Annotated in this window: 18 protein-coding genes; 11 read left to right on the forward strand and 7 right to left on the reverse strand. The window is 36.0% G+C overall.

What is annotated here, in order from left to right; all coding sequences use genetic code 11:
• The first annotated feature begins 25 nt into the window (after positions 1-25).
• Both AAT17_RS10385 and AAT17_RS10390 read left to right on the forward strand, forming a co-directional pair.
• The gene (locus AAT17_RS10385) at positions 26-1,303 is read left to right on the forward strand and encodes a lipopolysaccharide assembly protein LapB (protein ID WP_060524124.1); all 1,278 of its coding nucleotides are present in this window, start codon (positions 26-28) and stop codon (positions 1,301-1,303) included.
• On the forward strand, positions 1,303-3,519 hold the full coding sequence (locus AAT17_RS10390; protein WP_060524126.1) for a TonB-dependent receptor: 2,217 nt from the start codon (positions 1,303-1,305) through the stop codon (positions 3,517-3,519). The genes AAT17_RS10385 and AAT17_RS10390 overlap by 1 nt, the downstream gene beginning before the upstream one ends.
• A 314-nt stretch (positions 3,520-3,833) precedes the next feature.
• Here AAT17_RS10390 and AAT17_RS10395 read toward each other — a convergent pair whose 3' ends face one another.
• The 5 genes from AAT17_RS10395 to AAT17_RS10415 all read right to left on the reverse strand — a co-directional run bounded on the left by AAT17_RS10395 (position 3,834) and on the right by AAT17_RS10415 (position 7,378).
• A complete protein-coding gene (locus AAT17_RS10395; protein WP_060524128.1) occupies positions 3,834-4,628 on the reverse strand; it encodes an anti-sigma factor in 795 nt (264 codons plus the stop codon).
• Complete coding sequence (locus tag AAT17_RS10400) at positions 4,628-5,158, reverse strand: RNA polymerase sigma factor (protein ID WP_060524130.1); 531 nt, start codon at positions 5,156-5,158, stop codon at positions 4,628-4,630. The genes AAT17_RS10395 and AAT17_RS10400 overlap by 1 nt, the downstream gene beginning before the upstream one ends.
• A gap of 106 nt (positions 5,159-5,264) precedes the next feature.
• Complete coding sequence (locus tag AAT17_RS10405; RefSeq protein WP_060524139.1) at positions 5,265-5,669, reverse strand: PaaI family thioesterase; 405 nt, start codon at positions 5,667-5,669, stop codon at positions 5,265-5,267.
• A gap of 3 nt (positions 5,670-5,672) precedes the next feature.
• The gene (locus tag AAT17_RS10410) at positions 5,673-6,200 is read right to left on the reverse strand and encodes a DUF1697 domain-containing protein (RefSeq protein WP_060524141.1); all 528 of its coding nucleotides are present in this window, start codon (positions 6,198-6,200) and stop codon (positions 5,673-5,675) included.
• Positions 6,200-7,378, reverse strand: coding sequence for a 3-hydroxyacyl-CoA dehydrogenase NAD-binding domain-containing protein (locus tag AAT17_RS10415; protein WP_060524144.1), 1,179 nt, complete (start codon positions 7,376-7,378; stop codon positions 6,200-6,202). The genes AAT17_RS10410 and AAT17_RS10415 overlap by 1 nt, the downstream gene beginning before the upstream one ends.
• Before the next feature lie 121 nt (positions 7,379-7,499).
• Between AAT17_RS10415 and AAT17_RS10420 the strand changes: the two genes are divergently transcribed.
• Positions 7,500-8,714 (forward strand): acetyl-CoA C-acyltransferase, encoded by a 1,215-nt coding sequence (locus AAT17_RS10420; RefSeq protein WP_060524146.1) that lies wholly within the window; start codon positions 7,500-7,502, stop codon positions 8,712-8,714.
• A gap of 53 nt (positions 8,715-8,767) precedes the next feature.
• Here AAT17_RS10420 and AAT17_RS10425 read toward each other — a convergent pair whose 3' ends face one another.
• Complete coding sequence (locus tag AAT17_RS10425; RefSeq protein ID WP_060524148.1) at positions 8,768-9,523, reverse strand: hypothetical protein; 756 nt, start codon at positions 9,521-9,523, stop codon at positions 8,768-8,770.
• Positions 9,524-9,555: 32 nt separating this feature from the next.
• Complete coding sequence (locus tag AAT17_RS10430) at positions 9,556-10,341, reverse strand: hypothetical protein (protein ID WP_060524151.1); 786 nt, start codon at positions 10,339-10,341, stop codon at positions 9,556-9,558.
• 277 nt (positions 10,342-10,618) lie between these two features.
• Here AAT17_RS10430 and paaZ point away from each other — a divergent pair, with 277 nt between their 5' ends.
• The 8 genes from paaZ to AAT17_RS10470 all read left to right on the forward strand — a co-directional run bounded on the left by paaZ (position 10,619) and on the right by AAT17_RS10470 (position 19,953).
• A complete protein-coding gene (gene paaZ, locus AAT17_RS10435) occupies positions 10,619-13,156 on the forward strand; it encodes a phenylacetic acid degradation bifunctional protein PaaZ (protein WP_060524153.1) in 2,538 nt (845 codons plus the stop codon).
• 192 nt (positions 13,157-13,348) lie between these two features.
• Complete coding sequence (locus AAT17_RS10440) at positions 13,349-14,209, forward strand: OmpA family protein (protein WP_060524155.1); 861 nt, start codon at positions 13,349-13,351, stop codon at positions 14,207-14,209.
• A 124-nt stretch (positions 14,210-14,333) separates the two neighbouring features.
• Complete coding sequence (locus AAT17_RS10445; protein ID WP_060524157.1) at positions 14,334-15,086, forward strand: enoyl-CoA hydratase/isomerase family protein; 753 nt, start codon at positions 14,334-14,336, stop codon at positions 15,084-15,086.
• Positions 15,087-15,097: 11 nt separating this feature from the next.
• The gene (locus AAT17_RS10450; RefSeq protein WP_157539263.1) at positions 15,098-16,309 is read left to right on the forward strand and encodes a S41 family peptidase; all 1,212 of its coding nucleotides are present in this window, start codon (positions 15,098-15,100) and stop codon (positions 16,307-16,309) included.
• Complete coding sequence (locus AAT17_RS10455) at positions 16,306-16,902, forward strand: transferase hexapeptide repeat family protein (protein ID WP_060524162.1); 597 nt, start codon at positions 16,306-16,308, stop codon at positions 16,900-16,902. Before AAT17_RS10450 ends, AAT17_RS10455 begins: the two co-directional genes overlap by 4 nt.
• A 98-nt stretch (positions 16,903-17,000) precedes the next feature.
• The gene (ftsY, locus tag AAT17_RS10460) at positions 17,001-17,957 is read left to right on the forward strand and encodes a signal recognition particle-docking protein FtsY (protein ID WP_042277653.1); all 957 of its coding nucleotides are present in this window, start codon (positions 17,001-17,003) and stop codon (positions 17,955-17,957) included.
• Positions 17,958-18,015: 58 nt separating this feature from the next.
• Positions 18,016-19,614, forward strand: a complete 1,599-nt coding sequence (locus tag AAT17_RS10465) for an amidase family protein (RefSeq protein ID WP_060524164.1) — start codon at positions 18,016-18,018, stop codon at positions 19,612-19,614.
• Between the two features lie 9 nt (positions 19,615-19,623).
• Complete coding sequence (locus tag AAT17_RS10470) at positions 19,624-19,953, forward strand: hypothetical protein (RefSeq protein WP_042277658.1); 330 nt, start codon at positions 19,624-19,626, stop codon at positions 19,951-19,953.
• Positions 19,954-19,958: the final 5 nt, after the last annotated feature.

Here is a 19,958-nt window from a genome sequence, read left to right on the forward strand (position 1 = left end):
ATTTAAAAACCTTAAAAACCTAAAAATGAAAACTGCTATTTACTCATTGCTCGCAATGTTACTCGCCATGTCTATAAGTTGTGAAAACACCTTCAAAACTGGTGACGAATATACAGAGTATCTTAACCATACACCAGATTTAAAGTCGCAACTTGAAGATGCACTATTTTGGACTAACAAAATAAATAAAACACCTAATCAACATCCTTATTACGTAAAAAGAGCAAATGTCTATGCTAGTCTATTTGATCTCACAGCAAAAATTGAATATCTAAAATTAGCAGAGGCTGATTTAAATAAAGCGGTTGAATTAACACAAAATAGGGAACCGGGCTACTTAAGATCCCTAGCTTCAAATTACATATCTCAACATCGTTTTAAAGAAGCTCTAAAGTTATTGGAAGATGCGGAAAATATAGGAGATGGTCTTTTAGCTACTCAAAAAATGTTATTTGATGTCCATTTAGAACTAGGAAACTATTCTCTGGCAGAAAAACAGTTAGATGCCATAAGGAACGATGGTGGATTTGATTACTTTATAAGAGTAGCAAAATGGGAAGATCATAAGGGTAATTTGGATAATGCTATTTTTAATATGGAAAAGGCTACAAAAATTGCAGAATCCTCAAACTTGTCTTCTCTCAAATATTGGTCCTATACAAATCTTGCGGACTTTTATGGTCATGCTGGCGAAATAGAAAAAAGTTATAATCATTACTTAAAAGCATTAGATTTAAAGCCAGAGGATGCCTATGCTAAAAAAGGTATCGCATGGATATTATATTCTCATGAAAATAAAGTGTCCGATGCAAATGATATTATAGATCATTGTTTGTCCTACTATAAGTCTCCGGATTTGTATCTATTAAAAGCCGAAATTTCTGAATACTCAGGTAATGCAGTTGAAAAGGAAACAGCATTAAACCAATATAAATTATTATCTAAAGATGAGAATTACGGTGATATGTATAATGCTTACGACATTGCAATTTTTATTGATGAGATTAAACAACCAGAGGTTGCTCTAGAAATAGCAAAAGTTGAAGTAGAAAACAGACCAACTCCTATGGCGTATGATTTACTTGCCTGGAGTTATTTTAATCTTGGAGAAACAGAAAAAGCTATTGAAATAATAGATGACAAGGTGTATGGTAAAACTTTTGAACCAGTGGCCTTATTTCACATGGCTAACATTTATAAAAATGTTAATCGTGCAGAAATTGTTCAAGAAATGAAAAAAGAATTACTTGCGAGCTCATATGAATTAGGACCTGTGACAACTTCTAAGATTAAAACTTTATAATGAGAAACGCCTTTTTTTTAGCTACATTTTTAATATGCTCCTTATTGCATGCACAACAGTTTTCAGGAACAGTTGTATCAGAATTTAATCAACCATTACAGGATGTTTATATAGAAAACCAACGCACCCAAGAACACACTCATAGTAATGAATTAGGTAGGTTCGAACTATTGAATACTAAAATTGGAGATACTGTCATGTTTAGGTCTTTAGGTTATTCTACCCAACTATTAGAAGTTGAAACTATGTTGGACAATAAAATTGTTTTGAAGTTAAAACCAGTAGAGCTTAAGGAACTGGTTGTAGCCTCTCAAAAGAATTTTACTTCAACAGTTTCCAAAATAGATCTAGAAATTGCACCTGTAACATCATCTCAAGAAATTTTAAGGAAAGTACCAGGTCTTTTCATTGGTCAACACGCTGGTGGTGGTAAAGCTGAACAAATTTTCTTACGTGGATTTGATATTGACCATGGAACTGATGTAGCAATCGATGTGGATGGAATGCCGGTGAATATGGTATCACATGCTCATGGACAAGGTTATAGCGACCTTCATTTTTTAATCCCAGAAACGATAGATGTTATCGACTTTGGTAAAGGCGCGTATTATGCTGATAAAGGAGATTTCAATACAGCTGGATATGTAAGTTTTAAAACCAAAGATTATCTACAAAAGAATAGTTTGAGCCTGAGTCTTGGGCAATTTAATACATTGAGAACAGTCGGTATATTTAACCTCTTAGATAAAAAGAGCACTGATAATTCTTATCTAGCTGTAGAATACCTAGAGAGTGATGGTCCATTTGAATCTCCACAAAATTTTAATAGAATCAATTTATTTACAAAGTATATTAAGAACCTAGCTTCAGGAGATAGAGTAGAACTTACGGCTTCTCATTTCACAAGCCGTTGGGATGCATCTGGTCAAATTCCTCAACGAGCAGTTGATAGAGGACTTATTACACGTTTTGGTGCAATAGATGATACGGAAGGTGGTGATACTTCAAGAACTAATTTCAATATAAGTTTCCAGTCAATTCTTTCGGAAAACACAACCTTAACCGCAAATGCTTTTTATTCTAATTATACTTTTGAACTTTTCTCAAACTTTACTTTCTTTTTAGAGGACCCTATTAGTGGTGATCAGATTAAACAACGTGAGAATCGTGATATATATGGTATAAATACAAAGTTTAACTACAACCAGAATTTCTCAAACTTTGATCTTGATTTGAGTTATGGTTTTAGTTTAAGGCACGATGTTAATAATGATGTTGAATTATCCAGAACAGCAAACAGAAAAACAACTCTGGAAGTGTTACAGTTAGGTGATATTAATCAAACCAATACAAGTGCCTATGTAGAAGCAATGTTGGATTTTGGTAAGTTTAAAATTCAGCCAGTTGTGCGATTGGATCATTTCAATTTCTTATATAACGATCAATTACAAGAAAATTATGAAACCCAATCTGAAACTGAAACCCTTCTTAATCCAAAACTAAATTTATACTATACTATAAACAATGATTTTCAAGTTTACGCTAAATCTGGTTTAGGATTTCATTCTAATGATGCCCGAGTAGTTGTAGCTAATCAAGGTGAAGAAATATTACCAAGATCCTACAACGCGGATTTAGGATTGACCTGGAAACCTGCACCTAGGTTATTAGTAGAAGGTGCTTTGTGGTATTTGTTTTTAGAACAAGAGTTTGTGTATGTTGGTGATGCCGGGATAGTTGAGCCTAGTGGAAAAACAAGAAGATACGGGATTGATTTAAGTGCTAGATACCAATTAACCGATTGGCTTTTTCTAAACGCAGATGCAACTTATACTAAAGCAAGAGCTATTGATGAACTTGATGGAGAGGATTTTATTCCTTTGGCTCCTGACTTTACATTGGTCTCTGGTTTATACTTTAAGGATATTAAAAATTTCTCAGGTGGTCTGCAAATGAGATACATCGATGATAGGCCAGCAAATGAAGATAATACTATAATAGCCGAAGGTTATACAGTGTTTGATTTAAATGTGTCTTATGAGTTTAATAAGCTCACCCTTGGAGTTAGAGTAGAAAATCTATTTGATATTGATTGGAATGAGGCGCAGTTTGCTACTGAATCTCGTTTAAGAAATGAATCTGCGAGTACAGAAGAATTACACTTTACTCCAGGAACACCTTTTTACATAAGAGGTATTGCTACATACACATTTTAAAACCTTTATATGTTTAGAATATACTGATTACTAGCCAATGGTTTGATTGAGATAATTTTAAGGTTTTTATTTTCTAATTGTAATAGTTAATTGGTTAGTTAGTTGGTTGAAAAAGCGCTCGTATATTGAATACGGGCGTTTTTGATTTCAATTAATGTTGATTAAAAAGAAGTCACTGAACTAGTTTAAACGGAATCTTCAATTTTGACATAAGAAAGTTCAATTACTGGACAAGGCAATTAATGAATTAGTCCTTAACCGAAGGAGAAAATTTATTTTAAGAAGGATTATAGAATTAATGAAAAATGAACCCTTTAAGGATTTGAATTTACTACACCTAGAGTATGTAGTTGATCCATAGTAGGAGATTCACTTCCGCCTGTTGGTTCTAGAGTTATCCCAAAAGCTTCACTACTATATTCATTTTCAAACTTAAATAGTTTGTCTTCATCTTCATTGAAACCGTCAATAGTTCCTAAACTAGTCGGAGTAAGCGGATTTAAAGTTAAAGACCATATTTGCCATACTTTACCTGTTGGAGTTTCTGGTAGGCCAGACCCGTCAATATAAATAGAATTATCTTCCTTATTCCAGTACACCTTAGCATAAGAGTCGGCAAAATTACCTTGACCTCCTAAAGGTATAGTAATAACGTCTTTACTTCTTATAGCATCTAAGGTGTTTTGTGTTTGAACTAGAGCTTCCTGAGAGTCTTCAAACTTAATTTCAAGAATTCGATTTTCTCTCTCTGTAAGTTCTAATTCGCCTTGTAAATCTACTTTGGACTGATAATTATAAATTAAGCCAGCTGCTAATAAAATACTTGCTGCCCAACCGGTATAGGTAACCCAATTATTTCTAGTTTTTAACGGTATTACTCTTTTATCGTTTGAGTTTAGATGATTTAAAATATTGTTGAAGGAAACTGTTCCTGGAGCTACTGATGCCGTTAATAGCAAAATCGCTTTTTCAATTTCCTCAACTTCTTTTTTAATTTCAGGATGTTCATACATCATCTCATGAACCTCTTGATTTTCCTGTTCACTAAGTTTCCCAGCTACATATAGCTCAAGAATTCCAGATTCTATGTATTCTTTAACATCCTTCATTATAATACCATATCGCGTAATTGTTTGATACAATTACGATTTCTAGTTTTAATCGTTCCTATAGGATTACCTAATTCTTCTGCGGCTTCTTTATGAGTGAACCCTTTAAAATAAAGTAATTCTATAAGTTGTTTACAAGTTTCACCAAGGGCTTTTACATAATTTTTGATGCCTATAGCGTCTGTCTTGTTATCCAGATTTTCATTGTCTGGTATAATATCTACGAATAAACTAGAGTCTAGGTTTTTACGTGATTGTTTAAAAGCTTTGGATCTTGTCTTGTCAATTGCGCTATTACGCGCTATATTAAGCATCCAGGTAAAAAACCTTCCTTTTTTAGAATTGTAAGTTTCTGCGTTGTTCCAGGCTTTTAAGAATGAATCCTGTAAAAGCTCGGTCGCCATTTCTTCATTTCTCACGATATTCATGATGACACCATAGATACTATCGCTATACATTTCGTATAGCTTTTCAAAAGCATCAACCTCTTTATTTTTAAATCTTGTTATAAGATTATCTAGTGATGTCATTAATTCAATTTACCGGTAATGTGTAAAAATAGAAAAACTTAGTGGTATTGCATATTTGGATACTCAATAAGTTTATTTTTCTAAGTTATTTCTTAATAAGTATGGTTTATTCCCAATTCTTATTGGTGCGGTAAACTACTCCTTTAAATAACGCAACTAAAGTTTTGCCTTTGTAAACCTCAACAATATTGAAGCCTACTTTATTTCTTGTCTCATTAAGAGTGCAAGTTGCTATCAAATAGTCACCTGTTTCTAGAGCTTCAATATGATTGATACTAGTTTCAATAGAGACCGCATATTTGCCATGTGTATTTGCAGTAAAGCCAAAACAACTATCTGCCAAGGAGTAGGTAATGCCACCGTGAGCTTTACCCATGCTATTAAGCATTTCGGGTCTTACAGTCAATCCTAATGTAACTTTACCTACCTCACATTCTAAAATCTCGATACCTAACCATTGTGAAAATGGATCTAGGCTAAGCATTTTTTTAGGTATTTCTTCTCCATCCATTTTCTACAGTGTTGATAATTTTAAAGTGGTATTATAATTTCTCATAGTTGAAGAAACTTTGAGTTTCTTCTCCATAAAATGGTTAGTCAATTTTGTTTTACCAAACCCGATAGTGCAGTAAAAAAATATGATATTTTCTGTTATTTTGATGAACTCCTTTTCATTAGAAAAAGACTCCATTAATTCACAATTTTGCTCACTGGGGTAATCATCAAGAAATCCAAAAGACATGAATTTTTTCTCTACCTCACATAGCTTTTTAAATGGATTAGAATCTAATATTTCTATAATATTAGTTTGTTCAAAAACTACTACGGAAATGTTCAGGTTAAAATTTTGAGATATAGTGTTTGATATGAGAGTAGAACATTCTGTACTGCTAAAATCAGAATCAAAGACAATATTTCCAGATTGTATGTATGTCACTAAATTATCAAAAGGAAGAAAGCTTAAAGCTTTCCTCAATTCAGTCATTGGAAGTTTGTTTTTGCCGCCTACATTAACACCTCTTAATAAACCTACGTATCTCATTAAATATCAAATTGCTTACCGTGCTCATTCAATCTTCTTAATAGAGGTGAGCAACGGTAACGGTCCTCACGATACAGATCGTATAACGAGTCTAATTGGTCTACACACCATGAAATTCCTTTTTCATTAGCCCATGAGAGTAGTCCTTTAGGGTAATTAACACCTTTAGTCATGGCGGTATCAATATCAGTAGCGTTTGCTATATTTAAAAACAAAGCATCGGCAGCTTCATTAATGAGCATGACAAGGATTCTGTCTTGAATTTTCTTGATAAGTTTGGTCTCTTTATTTGGTTCTTGTTTTCCATAGAAATTAGCGGCTTCATCATTTTTATAATCATAAAAACCTCTACCACTTTTTCGGCCTAACCATCCAGCTTCAACTAACCTTTTTTGAGAAAAGTTAGGTTTGTATCTCGGGTCGTAATAGAAAGCCTTAAATACAGTCTCAGTCACTACATAATTTACATCATGGCCTATGAAATCTGTAAGCTCAAAAGGTCCCATTCTAAAACCTAAACCCTTTAAAGCGTAATCTATGGTAGGAATATCGGCAATGCCTTCTTCAAAAATTCTTATAGCTTCTCCATAAAAAGGACGTGCTACGCGGTTAACGATAAAACCTGGTGTGTCTTTTGCTACTGCCACAACCTTACCCCATTCGTTAATAGTAGCAACACTAGTGTTTAAAGTTAAGTCACTAGTTTGTACAGCTGGTATAACTTCTACCAATTTCATTAATGGAGCAGGATTGAAAAAATGAATACCTACACAACGATCGGGTTTGTCTAGTGATGCAGCAATACTCGCTATACTTAAACTACTGGTATTTGACGCGATGATACATGATTCAGAAACAGTTTTTTCAATAGTTTGAAAAACCTTTTTCTTAATGTCAATATTCTCTATAATGGCTTCTATGATAAGGTCTGCTTTCGCGAAAGCGGAGACAGCATCCACATACGTAATATTACTTAGAATACGGTTTTTCTCATCTTCATCGATACGACCTTTTTCTACCAATCGATTCATGATTTTTTCATGAGAGGCACGGGCATTATCTAGAGCTTCTTGATTCGTATCAAAAAGTGCAACCGTGCATCCAGCGGTAGCTGCAACTTGTGCAATACCACGACCCATTGTTCCAGCACCTATTATTCCTACTGTCTTAATTTTCATAGATTAATTTTGATCTTCAAATTTAAGAGTTTGAGGATACATCTACCGAGTTTCTTATTTGTATTTTTGATGAAAATCATTTTACTTTTCCGCTTTCGCGAAAGCGTAATTTATATACTTTATGAAAAAAACATATATCATCGATGGTGTACGAACGCCAGTAGGAAATTACAAAGGAACGCTGTCTAAAGTACGTCCAGATGACATGGCGGCTCTTGTTATAAAAACTGTCGTTGACAGGAATTCTAGTATTCCAAAAGAAGCCTATGCCGATGTTATTATGGGATGTGCTAATCAAGCTGGTGAGGATAATCGTAACGTAGCACGCATGGCTGGATTACTTGCTGGATTGCCATGGAGCGTTCCAGGAGAAACAGTTAATAGGTTATGTAGCTCTGGTTTAAGTAGTGTGGTACACGCGCATCGCGCTATTCAGACTGGTGATGGCGATGTGTTTGTATGCGGTGGTGTAGAAAATATGACACGCGGTCCTTACGTCATAGCAAAACCTAGTAGTGCTTTTGGTAATGACAGTAAGATGTATGATAGTAGTTTTGGCTGGAGATTTGTAAACCACAAAATGGCCGAAATGTATGGAGTAGATGGAATGGGAAATACTGCCGAAAATCTCGTAGAGAAATTTGGTATATCTCGTGAAGATCAAGATGCTTTTGCAGCATGGTCTCAGCATAAAGCTACTGCTGCACAACAAAATGGAAGACTTGCTAAAGAAATTGTAGCTGTTGAAATACCGCAACGTAAAAAAGATCCAATTGTCTTTAATCAAGACGAATTTATAAAACCTACTACTTCCAAAGAAATACTTGCAAAGTTACGTCCAGCTTTCAAGAAAGAAGGTGGATCAGTGACTGCTGGAAATTCTAGCGGACTTAATGATGGTGCTGCTGCATTAGTTATTGCAAGTGAAGATGCTGTCAAGAAGTATGATTTAACGCCTAGAGCTCAAGTATTGAGTAGTGCTGTAGTAGGAGTAGAACCTCGTATAATGGGAATAGGACCTGTAGAAGCTAGTAATCGTGCGCTTGAAAAAGCAGGTCTAACCATGGACGATATGGATGTTATAGAATTAAATGAAGCATTTGCATCACAGGCACTAGCTTGCACTCGTTCATGGGGACTGGCAGATGATGATCCTAGGATTAATCCTAATGGTGGAAGCATCGCTATCGGTCATCCACTTGGAATGACAGGAGCTAGGCTTGCAAATACCGCGGCGTTGGAATTACAACTTACCGGTAAACGCTATGCGCTTATTACCATGTGTGTAGGTGTAGGTCAAGGTTATGCGATGGTGATTGAGAATGCTAGTTTGTAAGATAGCTTTCTAGTTATCAAACCCCAGTTAAATTTTAAACTGGGGTTTGATAATTAATCTAATCTTTCAATAAAGATGCTCGAGGACCTTTCAGAGCGTAAATAAACTGTACCAGTATCTTGAGTACGTCTGGTAGCTACAGTAATTTTATCCATAGCATTTAATTCAATAATTTCGGTGATACTAATGCTGCTATAATCAGGTGTAGAGCTATTTACAGAAATCATTTCTTGACTGCGATAGATACCACCAGTTTGAGTGCCATTTATACGTAATGTAGATTCTACAGCTAGCAATGCTTGATTGTTATTACCAGAAAATCCTTCTAACGATATATTAACAACAACCTTATACCTACCAGTTTGGCCTACAGTCAAAGTGGTATTGCCAGATTCTTGATATACGGTTGCGTTGTCATTAAAATAAGTGCTAGTACATAATTGAGTAGTTGTCCAGCCTCCTGTATTTAAATTATTGGAACTTGTGGAAAATAGAAGGTTCGTGAATTTTGCCATAGAGCCTACAACCCCAAAAATGGGTTCCCATTTACCATCCTTGAAATAGTAGTAACCTTCACCAGTAGTAAGATTTGTATTGTAGACTATGGTCCCGTTTTCCGTACCTGTTGGAAGTGGATCTACCGTTTGTAAATCTAGGATATTTACTTTGGGGAAAAGTACACCGCTTGTTCCTGTAGAATCTTCTATATGCAGGCTAGTTCCTGTGGCAGGATGACTGGTTCCTATACCTACTTGAGCATGAATTGGTAGGGATAATAGGATTACTAATAAAACTGTAATTGTTTTCAAAAGAATAGGGATTAAGTTATAAGTTGAATGTTTTATCTGATTTTTTCTATTATAAATGCAGAGCCTTTTTTGTCTCGTTGATAAACAGCTGCAGTACCTTCTAGATTGGAACAATTAATAGAGATTTCATCATTTTCATCAAGATTTAAAATTTCTGAAAATGAAAGTGTTCCATCATCATCACCGGTTCCATTTCGATCCATCTCAGAACTTCGGTGAGAACTACCTTCAAACCTCAATGAATTCATCGAATCTTTTATTCGAATTCTTCCTTGGATGGATGAAGATCCTGCTGTGGTATCATCTTGTTCTAAACCTATAAAAACGGTGATTTTGTATCTACCAGATTTTTTTACTTTAATTCTAGTTACACGATTATTAGCATCAGTTACTTGTTCAAAAAGATCTAGATTATCATTAAACACAACGCCATCCATAATTTCCACATCTACACCAGCAGTAGTATTAAGGTTAACATCGTTAGTCGTCTCTATATTTTTAAAATTCTGAAATTTCGCAGCTCTTTCAGAGAACAACTGTAAAGGAGCCCATACAAAGCCGGTCCAATAAAAAAATCCTTGACCAGTGAAGGAGTTAATGTTATAAACCATGGTTCCTACTTTGGTACCTATCGGTAAAGGATCGATGGTATTGAGGTCAATGAGGTTAGCATCGGGTAGTTTTACACCTTTAGTTCCGCTAGAATCATCTATGTGAAGAATAGTCCCAATTGCAGGATTAGTAGTGCCTATTCCTACTTGAGCCTGACCAAAATGAGACAGTATAGAACATATTAATAATAACCACAGTAATTTCATTTCTCATTTTTTTTGCAAACGTATTGTACAGTGTAGGTTTACGAGTAAATGGATCAAGCGGTTTTATTTAAATCTTTAATCGGTATTATTCTTGGTTTAACAGTTTTATTTTCAATCAATAGTAAATCCAATTTCTTACAAAAGATTTAAAGAATTTAAATTAACTAACAAATGTTAGTCTTGTACTGTTATCATTTATTATTTTCGTAACAATCAATCATGCGAATTTAAATTAAGGGCTTTATCATCTTTAAAAGCCTGATAACAACACGATATTATGATTTTACCTTCTTATATAAATGGACAATGGTTAACAGGAGATGATAGAAATGCTCGTAATATGTACGACGCTATTACAGGTGACGTAATAGGCTTAACAAGTACAGAAGGGTTGGATATCGCTAGTGCCTTGCAATATGGTAGAGATAATGGTAAAATCCTTAGAGATATGACCTTCCAACAGCGAGGTAATATGATAAAGAAATTAGCACTTTATCTTACCAAACGCAAGGAACAGTTCTACGAGATTAGTTACCGCACTGGTGCAACGAGAGTAGATAGCTGGATAGATATAGAAGGAGGATTTGGTAATCTATTTGCAAATGCCAGTTTACGTAAACTCTTTCCAGACCAAAGTTATGCGGTAGAAGGTGAGCCTATAGATTTATCGCGTGGTGGACGCTTTATGGCACACCACCTTTTAGTACCTAAAAAAGGAGTAGCAGTTCACATCAATGCGTTTAATTTTCCAGTTTGGGGAATGTTAGAGAAATGTGCCGTAAACTGGATGGCAGGAATGCCAGCAGTGGTATTACCAGCACCTCAAACAGCTTTCTTAACAGAGGCTGTCGTACGTGAGATTATCAATAGCGGTATTTTACCAGAAGGATCACTTCAATTGTTATCTGGGCTTACTACAAGTATTTTGGACACTGTACAATCTCAAGATGTCGTGACCTTTACAGGTAGTGCTGCCACAGGTCGTAAACTTAAAAATCACAGCCAGCTTCTAGAAGAAAGTGTTCCATTTACAATGGAAGCAGATAGTTTAAATGCTTGTGTTTTGGGAGAAGATGCGGTTCCTGGAACGGCAGAATTTGACCTGTTTATTAAGGAAGTACGTAAGGAGATGACCGTAAAATGCGGTCAAAAATGTACTGCTATACGTCGCATTATCGTTCCAGAAAATCTGGTAGAAGATGTTCAGATCGCTTTAGGAAAGCAATTAAGTCGTACTGTTATAGGTGATCCTAAACTAAAGGAAACACGCATGGGTGCGTTAATTAATAATGACCAGCGAGACACTACGATTAATCAAATCAAAAAGCTAACCGAGACAGCAAATATCGTTTATGGTGATTTAGAGAATGTTGAGGTTCATGGCGCCGATGCCCAAAAAGGCTCGTTCATGTCTCCAATTTTGTTGAGAGAAGACAATCCATTCAAAAACACTGCGGTTCACGAGATTGAGGCTTTTGGTCCCGTGAGCACCATCATGCCTTACAATGGGATTGAAGAGGCAATCGAATTGGCTCAAATGGGTAAAGGTTCTCTGGTGAGCAGTGTGGTTACTGGTGATGACGCTTTCGCGAAAGCGTACACTGTAGAAGCCGCATCGCATCATGGAAGAATACTATGTTTAAATGCCGAAAGTGCCAAACAATCCACCGGACACGGTTCACCGCTACCGTTATTAGTGCACGGTGGACCAGGACGTGCCGGCGGAGGCGAGGAAATGGGCGGACTGCGCGGTATCAAACACTACATGCAGCGTTGTGCAGTGCAAGGTAGTCCTACCACGTTGACTGAGGTGACAGGAATATACCAACCTAATGGTGCGTATAAAGAAGCCGAAAAGCATCCTTTTGCCTATCATTATGAAGACATCAAACCTGGTATGAGTCTGCAAACACACAAGCGTACTCTTACTGATACGGATATTCAAAACTTTGCTAATCTTACTTGGGACCATTTTTATGCCCATACAGATATCACCAGTTTAGATGGTAGCATTTTTAAAAAGCGCACAGCGCATGGTTACTTTATCATTAGTGCCGCTGCTGGTTTGTTCGTCTATCCTAATAAAGGACCAGTAAGTGCCAATTATGGACTTGAAGATATTCGTTTTTTAAGACCGTTATACCACAACGATACAATTTATGTGCGATTAACTTGTAAAGAAAAACGCGAGCGCGATGTAAGCGGTCGTGAGCATCCTAGTGGTATCGTAAAATGGTATGTTGAGGTTTTTGATGCAGAGCCAGTTGATTATGAAAACGGTAAAACGGACGAAGAAGCACAAGCTCTCGTTGCAGTTGCGACCATTCTTACGATGGTAGAGAAAAAGCAAACAACATTTCCAGAAATCAATGAACGTTTTATGCGTTCCGCTTTCGCGAAAGCGAACTCAGAAACAAAACCATTATGGGGTAACATGACCATGCAGCACATGGTCGAGCATCTAGAGCATGGTTACAGAATTGCTAGTGGTGAGATTCAAGATTTTGAAGTAGCAACACCAGAGAAATATCTAGAAAAAGTGGCAGCAACCTTATGGAATTATGAGAAAATGCCGCGCGATTTTAAGATGCCGTTAATGAAACAAGATGGAAGCCTAGAGGAGCTACAGCATGAAGACCTGGCAACCGCTATTGCAAAACTTTTTGAGGCTCGTAATGGATACCTAGATTACTTTAAGCGTAATCCAAAAGCTACTACAAAGAATGCTGTTTTCGGACCACTTTCTAAATACGAATGGAGCTTGCTGGAACGTAAACATGTAACACATCATTTGGAACAATTTGGACTTTTGTAAAGACTACGTGGTTCTTAAGTAACTCTTAATTTATATAATTAATTAACAATTGCACTAAATCAATGTATTGATTATAAATAACTGTAAATCAATACATTGATTGGTGTTTATAAATTGTTTAACGACACTTTAAGCTTTTCTATATACTATTCGTTTGATCATCACATTATGTTGCTATCAAATAAATAAGTTATGATCAAGAAAATTTTTATTGCTACAGGAGTAGTTCTGTTAACAACGAGCTGTGTTTCAAAAAAGAAATACACCGAGCTAGAATCACAGTACAACACCACTGTATCTCAACTTCAAAAAACAAGAGTTGAAAAAGAACAATTAGAAAATCGCATGAATGAAATAGAAATGCGAGTGGATCGATACAATGCCAAGATTGCTTCTCTCAAAACAGAAAAGGATGGGATGTTAGTTTCACAGGATAACGGTCATCTAGTTATGTCTGAAAACAACAAAAAAGCGATGAGGGCAACTTTGAAAGATGTGCCAGCGGCAAAACTAGCCGGAGCAACCACTTTAAAAGATTCTCTTAATGTCGCTATAGCTCACAATATGTCCAAAAAGCTTTCTGGTCTACCTGAAAATTCAGATTTAAATGTATCGGTTGATGAAACCGTTGTAATGATAGACATAGATGACGATATGTTATTTAAAGACAGTAGTTACAGAATAGGAAAAGATGCAGATGGTATTTTAAATCGAATTGCACAAGTAGTGAACAGTGAGCCATCGTTAGAAGTTCTTATAGTTGGTCATACAGATAGTAGAACAGTAAAAGAAGGAAGTTATATTAAAGACAATTGGGACCTTAGTACCGAGCGTAGCGCATCAATTGTAAGAAGATTAGAAAACAAATTTAATGTTTCGCCTGATCAATTAATTGTTGCAGGTCGAGGAAGTTATGATCCAGTAGCAGCAAATGATAGTAGAGAAAACATGGCTAAAAATAGACGTACACAAATCGTAATTATGCCTAATCTAGACAAATTTTTTGCTTTATTAGAAAGTGAAGTAGCGGCAGTAAATAGAACTAACGACTAATCGTTTAACAGTTATAGGTAATGTTAAGCCTCTTGTGTAAACAAGAGGCTTTTTTATGGGTTATATTTTTATAAAAACGCCAAAGAAATCTTAGATTTGAACTACAAATAAAGTATTGAAAATTATGACCGCACCTTACGTAACATCTCAAACTGATAATGGGATTACAACTATTGAGTTTTTTCACCCAGCACACAATTCATTACCTAGTGATGTGCTTGCAAATCTTGCACAATCAATAGAAGACGCAGGTAAAGATGAAGAAGCCAAAGTGATAATTTTGAAGTCTGGTGGAGCGAGAACGTTTTGTGCAGGTGCCAGTTTTAAAGAATTGGTTGCAATTGAAAATAAGGAGCAAGGTCTGGAATTTTTTAGTGGTTTTGCTAATGTAATTAACGCCATGCGTAAATGTCCCAAATTTATCATTGGGCGTGTACAAGGAAAAACTGTTGGTGGTGGAGTAGGAGTAGCTGCTGCTACCGATTATTGTTTTGCCACTCAATATGCTGCTATAAAACTAAGTGAACTTAATATAGGTATAGGTCCTTTTGTAGTGGGGCCAGCAGTAGAGCGTAAATTAGGTTTAACCGGTATGAGCCAGATTGCTATTAATGCTAATGAATTCTATTCACCGCAATGGGCAAAAGATAACGGTTTATTTGCTCATGTTTATGAATCTACTGAAGAGATGGATGAGGCAGTTCTAAAATTTGCGCAACATCTAGCGACTTATAATCCAGATGCCATGGCCGAAATGAAAAAAATGTTTTGGACAGGTTGTGAAGACTGGGATACTTTATTGATCGATAGAGCTAAAATCTCTGGGCGATTAGTCTTGAGTGAATTTACTAAGGAAACATTAAAAAGGTTTAAGTAAATAATTTGGTAATGAGGGCAATTTACCTTTCTTTTCTTTTCGTTTTTACGGCTATCCTGAGCGGTAAGGCTCAAAACTGTGATTGTAAAACATCGCTGAATGAGTTTGCAGAAAAATACAAACAAACTATTTCTTATAAACAACAGACAAAGGATAGAAAGGTCGAGGAAGCTTATACAGCTAAGTTAAATGTTCTATTAGCAGAAGTTGATTCAAACACTTCTCACTGGGAATGTTTCATAAAAATTACAGATTTAAAAGATGTAATAAGAGATGAACATAGTAGAGTACGTGGTACTGGAATTTCTGATACCATAAACATTAAGGATTCTAAGTTTTTTAAAAATCTACCACGTTACAAGGGTGATTTAAATCTTTTACAGTCAGAGCTAAGCAAGAAATCATTTCAGGATGTTGAAGGGATTTATTATAGTGAAGGTTCCACCTTTGGGGTTGTGAAAGATCAAGATAAATACCTAGGAATATTATTAAAAACTCAATTGGACCATTGGGAACCAGGTATGCAGTTTTTTGAATTAGTTCCTGCTCTGGGTGATAAGTTTAGGATATCCTTTATAAAATCCGATTTTTCACTGTTTGCAAGCTCTAGAGCAGAAAGAGTAGTTAACGGGAGATTCGTTTTCTACGGTATTTATAAAGATAAAACACAGCCATACCATTATAATGCACCAGAAAGTGATAGCCTTTTTTATTACAAACCTTTAAATAAAAAGGTTGGTTATATGCGTATAGCTACGTTCAGTTGGGCCAATGATAACGTAGCAGTAGCAAATAAGTTTATAGATGATATTTTTCCAAATTTAGAAGTAAATCACCTTATCATCGATTTGCGCAATAATGGTGGTGGTACAGATCAAATAGGTAAACCTTTGAGAAAGGCCATCAAAAAGTATGCAAAACGCAACAATATATATGTTCTTGTAAACGGTAAGTCTGGAAGCAATGCAGAACAAACAACTCATTTCATAGGTGAATTAAAAAATGGTACCGTACTAGGTGATAGGTCCATGGGAGTAATTGCCTATGGTTTGAATTACGGAGATAAAATTTCAATAGGCGATGATTGTTATTCATTCTATTTGTCCGACCTTAAATTCAATGAGTTTTATGAATTTGAAAGTAGAGGAGTACCTGTTGACGTATTACTTAATAATAACGAGGACTGGATAGAACAGACCTTAAAGTATATAGAAAATCAATGATTTATTCTTTTAAAGGTCATATCCCAGTAGTTCACGAAAGTAGCTTTATTCATCCTCAAGCAACTGTCATAGGCAATGTTATCATAGGTAAAAATTGTTATGTAGGTCCTAGTGCGGTAATACGTGGTGATTGGGGAGAAATTATTTTAGAAGATGGTGTTAACGTACAAGAAAATTGTACGGTGCACATGTTTCCTGGTAAAAGTATCCGCTTTCGCGAAAGCGCACACATAGGACACGGAGCAGTTATTCATGGAGCTAATTTAGGTCGCAATTGCTTAATTGGAATGAATAGTGTCATCATGGATGATGCTGTCATAGGCGATGAATGTATAGTAGGAGCTATGAGTTTTGTAAAGGCAGAATCTATTTTTGAACCGCGTAGTTTGATTGTCGGTAATCCTGCAAAAAAAATCAAAGACGTTAGTGATCAAATGATAGATTGGAAAACCGCAGGAACTAGATTATACCAGCAATTGCCAAATGATTGTCACGATACGATGCGACAAGTGGAACCTTTAAGAGAATTACCTAAAAATAGACCTGTTCAAGAGGACTTTTATAAAACACTCCAAGAGATTAAAAAATCATAAAGCTAAATCAGCCATACAGGCTATTCTATAATTCCTAAAAAGAAGCACTTATTAACTCTATATACTTGTGTAACTTTGCATTTACCAATTAGCTACTAATGAGTTTTTTCAAAAAGATATTCAATAAAGAAAAAAAAGAAACTTTAGACAAAGGTCTTGAGAAATCAAAATCCAGTTTCTTTGATAAATTAGGTAAAGCCGTCGCAGGTAAATCAAAGGTAGATGAGGATGTTCTAGATGATCTAGAAGATGTACTTATATCTAGCGATGTAGGCGTGGCGACTACGGTAAAAATAATTGATCGTATTGAAGAACGAGTAGCTAGAGATAAGTACCTAGGCACCTCAGAACTTAATTCAATCCTAAGAGAAGAAATCGCTGGATTAATGAGCGAGGTCAATTATGGTGATGCCACAGACTTCACTATTCCAAGCACTGATGGTCCATATGTTATCATGATTGTTGGAGTTAATGGTGTAGGAAAAACCACTACAATTGGAAAACTGGCACACCAGTTTAAACAAAAAGGTAAAAAGGTCGTACTAGGAGCAGGAGATACATTTAGAGCTGCTGCAGTCGATCAATTAGATATTTGGGCAAATAGAGTAGGAGTAGAGATTGTAAAACAAGCGATGGGTAGTGATCCTGCCAGTGTTGCTTTTGATACCCTGCAAAGTGCTGTAGCTCAAAATGCTGATGTGGTTTTACTAGATACCGCTGGACGACTGCACAATAAGGTCAACCTGATGAACGAGCTCAGTAAAATTAAACGAGTTATGCAAAAGGTGCTGCCTAATGCGCCTCACGACGTCATGCTCGTCTTAGACGGATCAACCGGTCAAAATGCTTTTGAGCAAGCAAAACAATTCACCGCTGCTACCGAGGTTACTTCACTTGCTGTTACTAAGTTAGATGGTACTGCAAAAGGTGGTGTGGTAATAGGTATTTCAGATCAATTTCAAATACCCGTGCGCTATATAGGTGTAGGTGAAGGCATGGATGATTTACAAGTCTTCAATAAAGTTGAGTTTGTAGATAGCTTCTTTAAACAGTAACTACATTCAAAACATCTTGTTTATCGATAGTTTGCTATTTTTAAGCAAATTTTCAAAGATGAGGTATTTTTCAATTTTCTTTTTGGCTGTGCTTGCAGCGTGTCAATCCACTGATGTAAGCAAGAAAAAAGATGATTTCAGAGAATTTAAAGTAATTGATAGTCAGTATATTTCAAAACAAGACGTGTTTGAAGGTGTACTGGATGAGGTATTGCGCTTTCGCGAAAGCGAGATAGGAAAGAAGTCCTCAACATTAATAGGTCCATACGTCCTTGAAAAATCAATTCCTGAAATTCATACTGCCATCGCGGAAGGAAAGTTTACCTATGAACAACTTACACTGTATTATTTAAGCCGTATTTACGAGTACGACCGTCTTAATAAGAAAGCGATCAATTCCGTAATCCGAATTAATCCTGAGGCTATCGAGCAAGCAAAAAAGGCAGACTCTCAATTAAAGGATAGAGGAACTGCGTTAGATATTCAATATAGTATGTGGGGTATTCCTGTTCTAGTTAAGGATAATATTAATGTATCGGGAATTGCCACTACAGCTGGTGCAGTTGCATTGCTTGAAAATGATGCACGAGATGCAAAAATTATTACAAGACTTAAGGAAGAAGGTGCGGTTATTCTAGGTAAAGCAAACCTGAGTGAATGGGCCTATTACTTTTGCGGTGATTGTCCTAGTGGTTGGAGCGCCGTTGGTGGACAAACATTAAATCCCTATAGTCCTAGAAAATTTGATACAGGTGGATCAAGTAGTGGTAGTGGCGCTAGCGTTGCTGCAAATTTTGCAGCGGTTGCAATAGGCTCTGAAACGGCAGGAAGCATATTATCACCATCCTCGCAACACGCGCTCGTGGGATACAAACCTACAGTAGGAACATTAAGCGGAAGCGGTATTGTACCTATTTCTAGTTATTTAGATACTGCTGGTCCTATGGCCAAGAATGTCATGGACAATGCAATCCTACTTAATGCTATGACTCAAAATGTAGAAGTAATATCTAAAAAGGAAATCGCTGGATTATATGAATCTAGTTTAAAAGGAAAACGTTTTGGTGTTTTTGCTGGCTTTCAAGAAAACTCATTGTTTTCACAGGCTATTAAAGATATAGAGAGTTTAGGGGCAACTGTAGTGGTTCTAGAAGAAAAGGATGTTTCATTAGACGGTTTTATAAGTTTACTTGATCAGGATATGAAAAGGGATTTGCCTAACTATTTTATGGGATATGCAAACCAATCCTATCGTGGATATGATTTACAACGCTTAGTGAATTTTAATAAAATCGACTCGGTGAAAACCATGCCTTATGGTCAACGCTTATTTGATAATATGATCAAAAAAGACTTAATGAGTGAGGAAGAATTACAAAGCCTTAAAAGAAAGCTTACCACGGCAACTCAAGATTATTTTTATTATTATACAAGAAAAAACAACCTCGATGGTTTTCTTTCCATTAATAATTACACTGCGGCACAAGCAGCTGTAGCATTTTTTCCTGCAATGACAGTTTCTATGGGATATGACGACTCAGGACAACCATACGGTTTAACATTTATTGCACCTACCGAAGAGGATGCCTTGTTGTTCAAGTGGGCAGCAGCTTATGAAAAAGCAACCAACCATAGACAAGCGCCCAAAGGATATTAATTGAAATATATGAGTCAAGAAAATCAATCTGTTTTATTTACTCCAAAAGGATTGAATATAACTACCAAAATAGTAGCTTTTTACGCTGCATTTTATATAATTACTTCCATAGTTCCTTTTTTAACGGGCGAAAGAGAGTCCAACGTACTCATGCCAGATAACTTATACACACCAGTGTATTTTATAGCTGCAATTCACGCTGTTGTTTTACTTATTAGTGTAGCAACTTTATGGCTTAAGAAACAATCTTGGGTGGTTACGTTATTTCTTATCGCGGTAATTCTTGCTTGTAGATTTGCGTATCAAGAAATTGCAAATTGGGTTTACGCCACTTTTTGATTAAT

The organism is Nonlabens sp. MIC269 (assembly GCF_001430865.1).
GTDB classification, from domain to species: domain Bacteria; phylum Bacteroidota; class Bacteroidia; order Flavobacteriales; family Flavobacteriaceae; genus Nonlabens; species Nonlabens tegetincola.

Coding starts and splice junctions, on each gene's coding strand:
- AAT17_RS10385 (WP_060524124.1), top strand. CDS start 26: ATGAAAACTGCTATTTACTCATTGCTCGCAATGTTACTCGCCATGTCT.
- AAT17_RS10390 (WP_060524126.1), top strand. CDS start 1,303: ATGAGAAACGCCTTTTTTTTAGCTACATTTTTAATATGCTCCTTATTG.
- AAT17_RS10395 (WP_060524128.1), bottom strand. CDS start 4,628: ATGAAGGATGTTAAAGAATACATAGAATCTGGAATTCTTGAGCTATAT.
- AAT17_RS10400 (WP_060524130.1), bottom strand. CDS start 5,158: ATGACATCACTAGATAATCTTATAACAAGATTTAAAAATAAAGAGGTT.
- AAT17_RS10405 (WP_060524139.1), bottom strand. CDS start 5,669: ATGGATGGAGAAGAAATACCTAAAAAAATGCTTAGCCTAGATCCATTT.
- AAT17_RS10410 (WP_060524141.1), bottom strand. CDS start 6,200: ATGAGATACGTAGGTTTATTAAGAGGTGTTAATGTAGGCGGCAAAAAC.
- AAT17_RS10415 (WP_060524144.1), bottom strand. CDS start 7,378: ATGAAAATTAAGACAGTAGGAATAATAGGTGCTGGAACAATGGGTCGT.
- AAT17_RS10420 (WP_060524146.1), top strand. CDS start 7,500: ATGAAAAAAACATATATCATCGATGGTGTACGAACGCCAGTAGGAAAT.
- AAT17_RS10430 (WP_060524151.1), bottom strand. CDS start 10,341: ATGAAATTACTGTGGTTATTATTAATATGTTCTATACTGTCTCATTTT.
- paaZ (WP_060524153.1), top strand. CDS start 10,619: ATGATTTTACCTTCTTATATAAATGGACAATGGTTAACAGGAGATGAT.
- AAT17_RS10440 (WP_060524155.1), top strand. CDS start 13,349: ATGATCAAGAAAATTTTTATTGCTACAGGAGTAGTTCTGTTAACAACG.
- AAT17_RS10445 (WP_060524157.1), top strand. CDS start 14,334: ATGACCGCACCTTACGTAACATCTCAAACTGATAATGGGATTACAACT.
- AAT17_RS10450 (WP_157539263.1), top strand. CDS start 15,098: ATGAGGGCAATTTACCTTTCTTTTCTTTTCGTTTTTACGGCTATCCTG.
- AAT17_RS10455 (WP_060524162.1), top strand. CDS start 16,306: ATGATTTATTCTTTTAAAGGTCATATCCCAGTAGTTCACGAAAGTAGC.
- ftsY (WP_042277653.1), top strand. CDS start 17,001: ATGAGTTTTTTCAAAAAGATATTCAATAAAGAAAAAAAAGAAACTTTA.
- AAT17_RS10465 (WP_060524164.1), top strand. CDS start 18,016: ATGAGGTATTTTTCAATTTTCTTTTTGGCTGTGCTTGCAGCGTGTCAA.
- AAT17_RS10470 (WP_042277658.1), top strand. CDS start 19,624: ATGAGTCAAGAAAATCAATCTGTTTTATTTACTCCAAAAGGATTGAAT.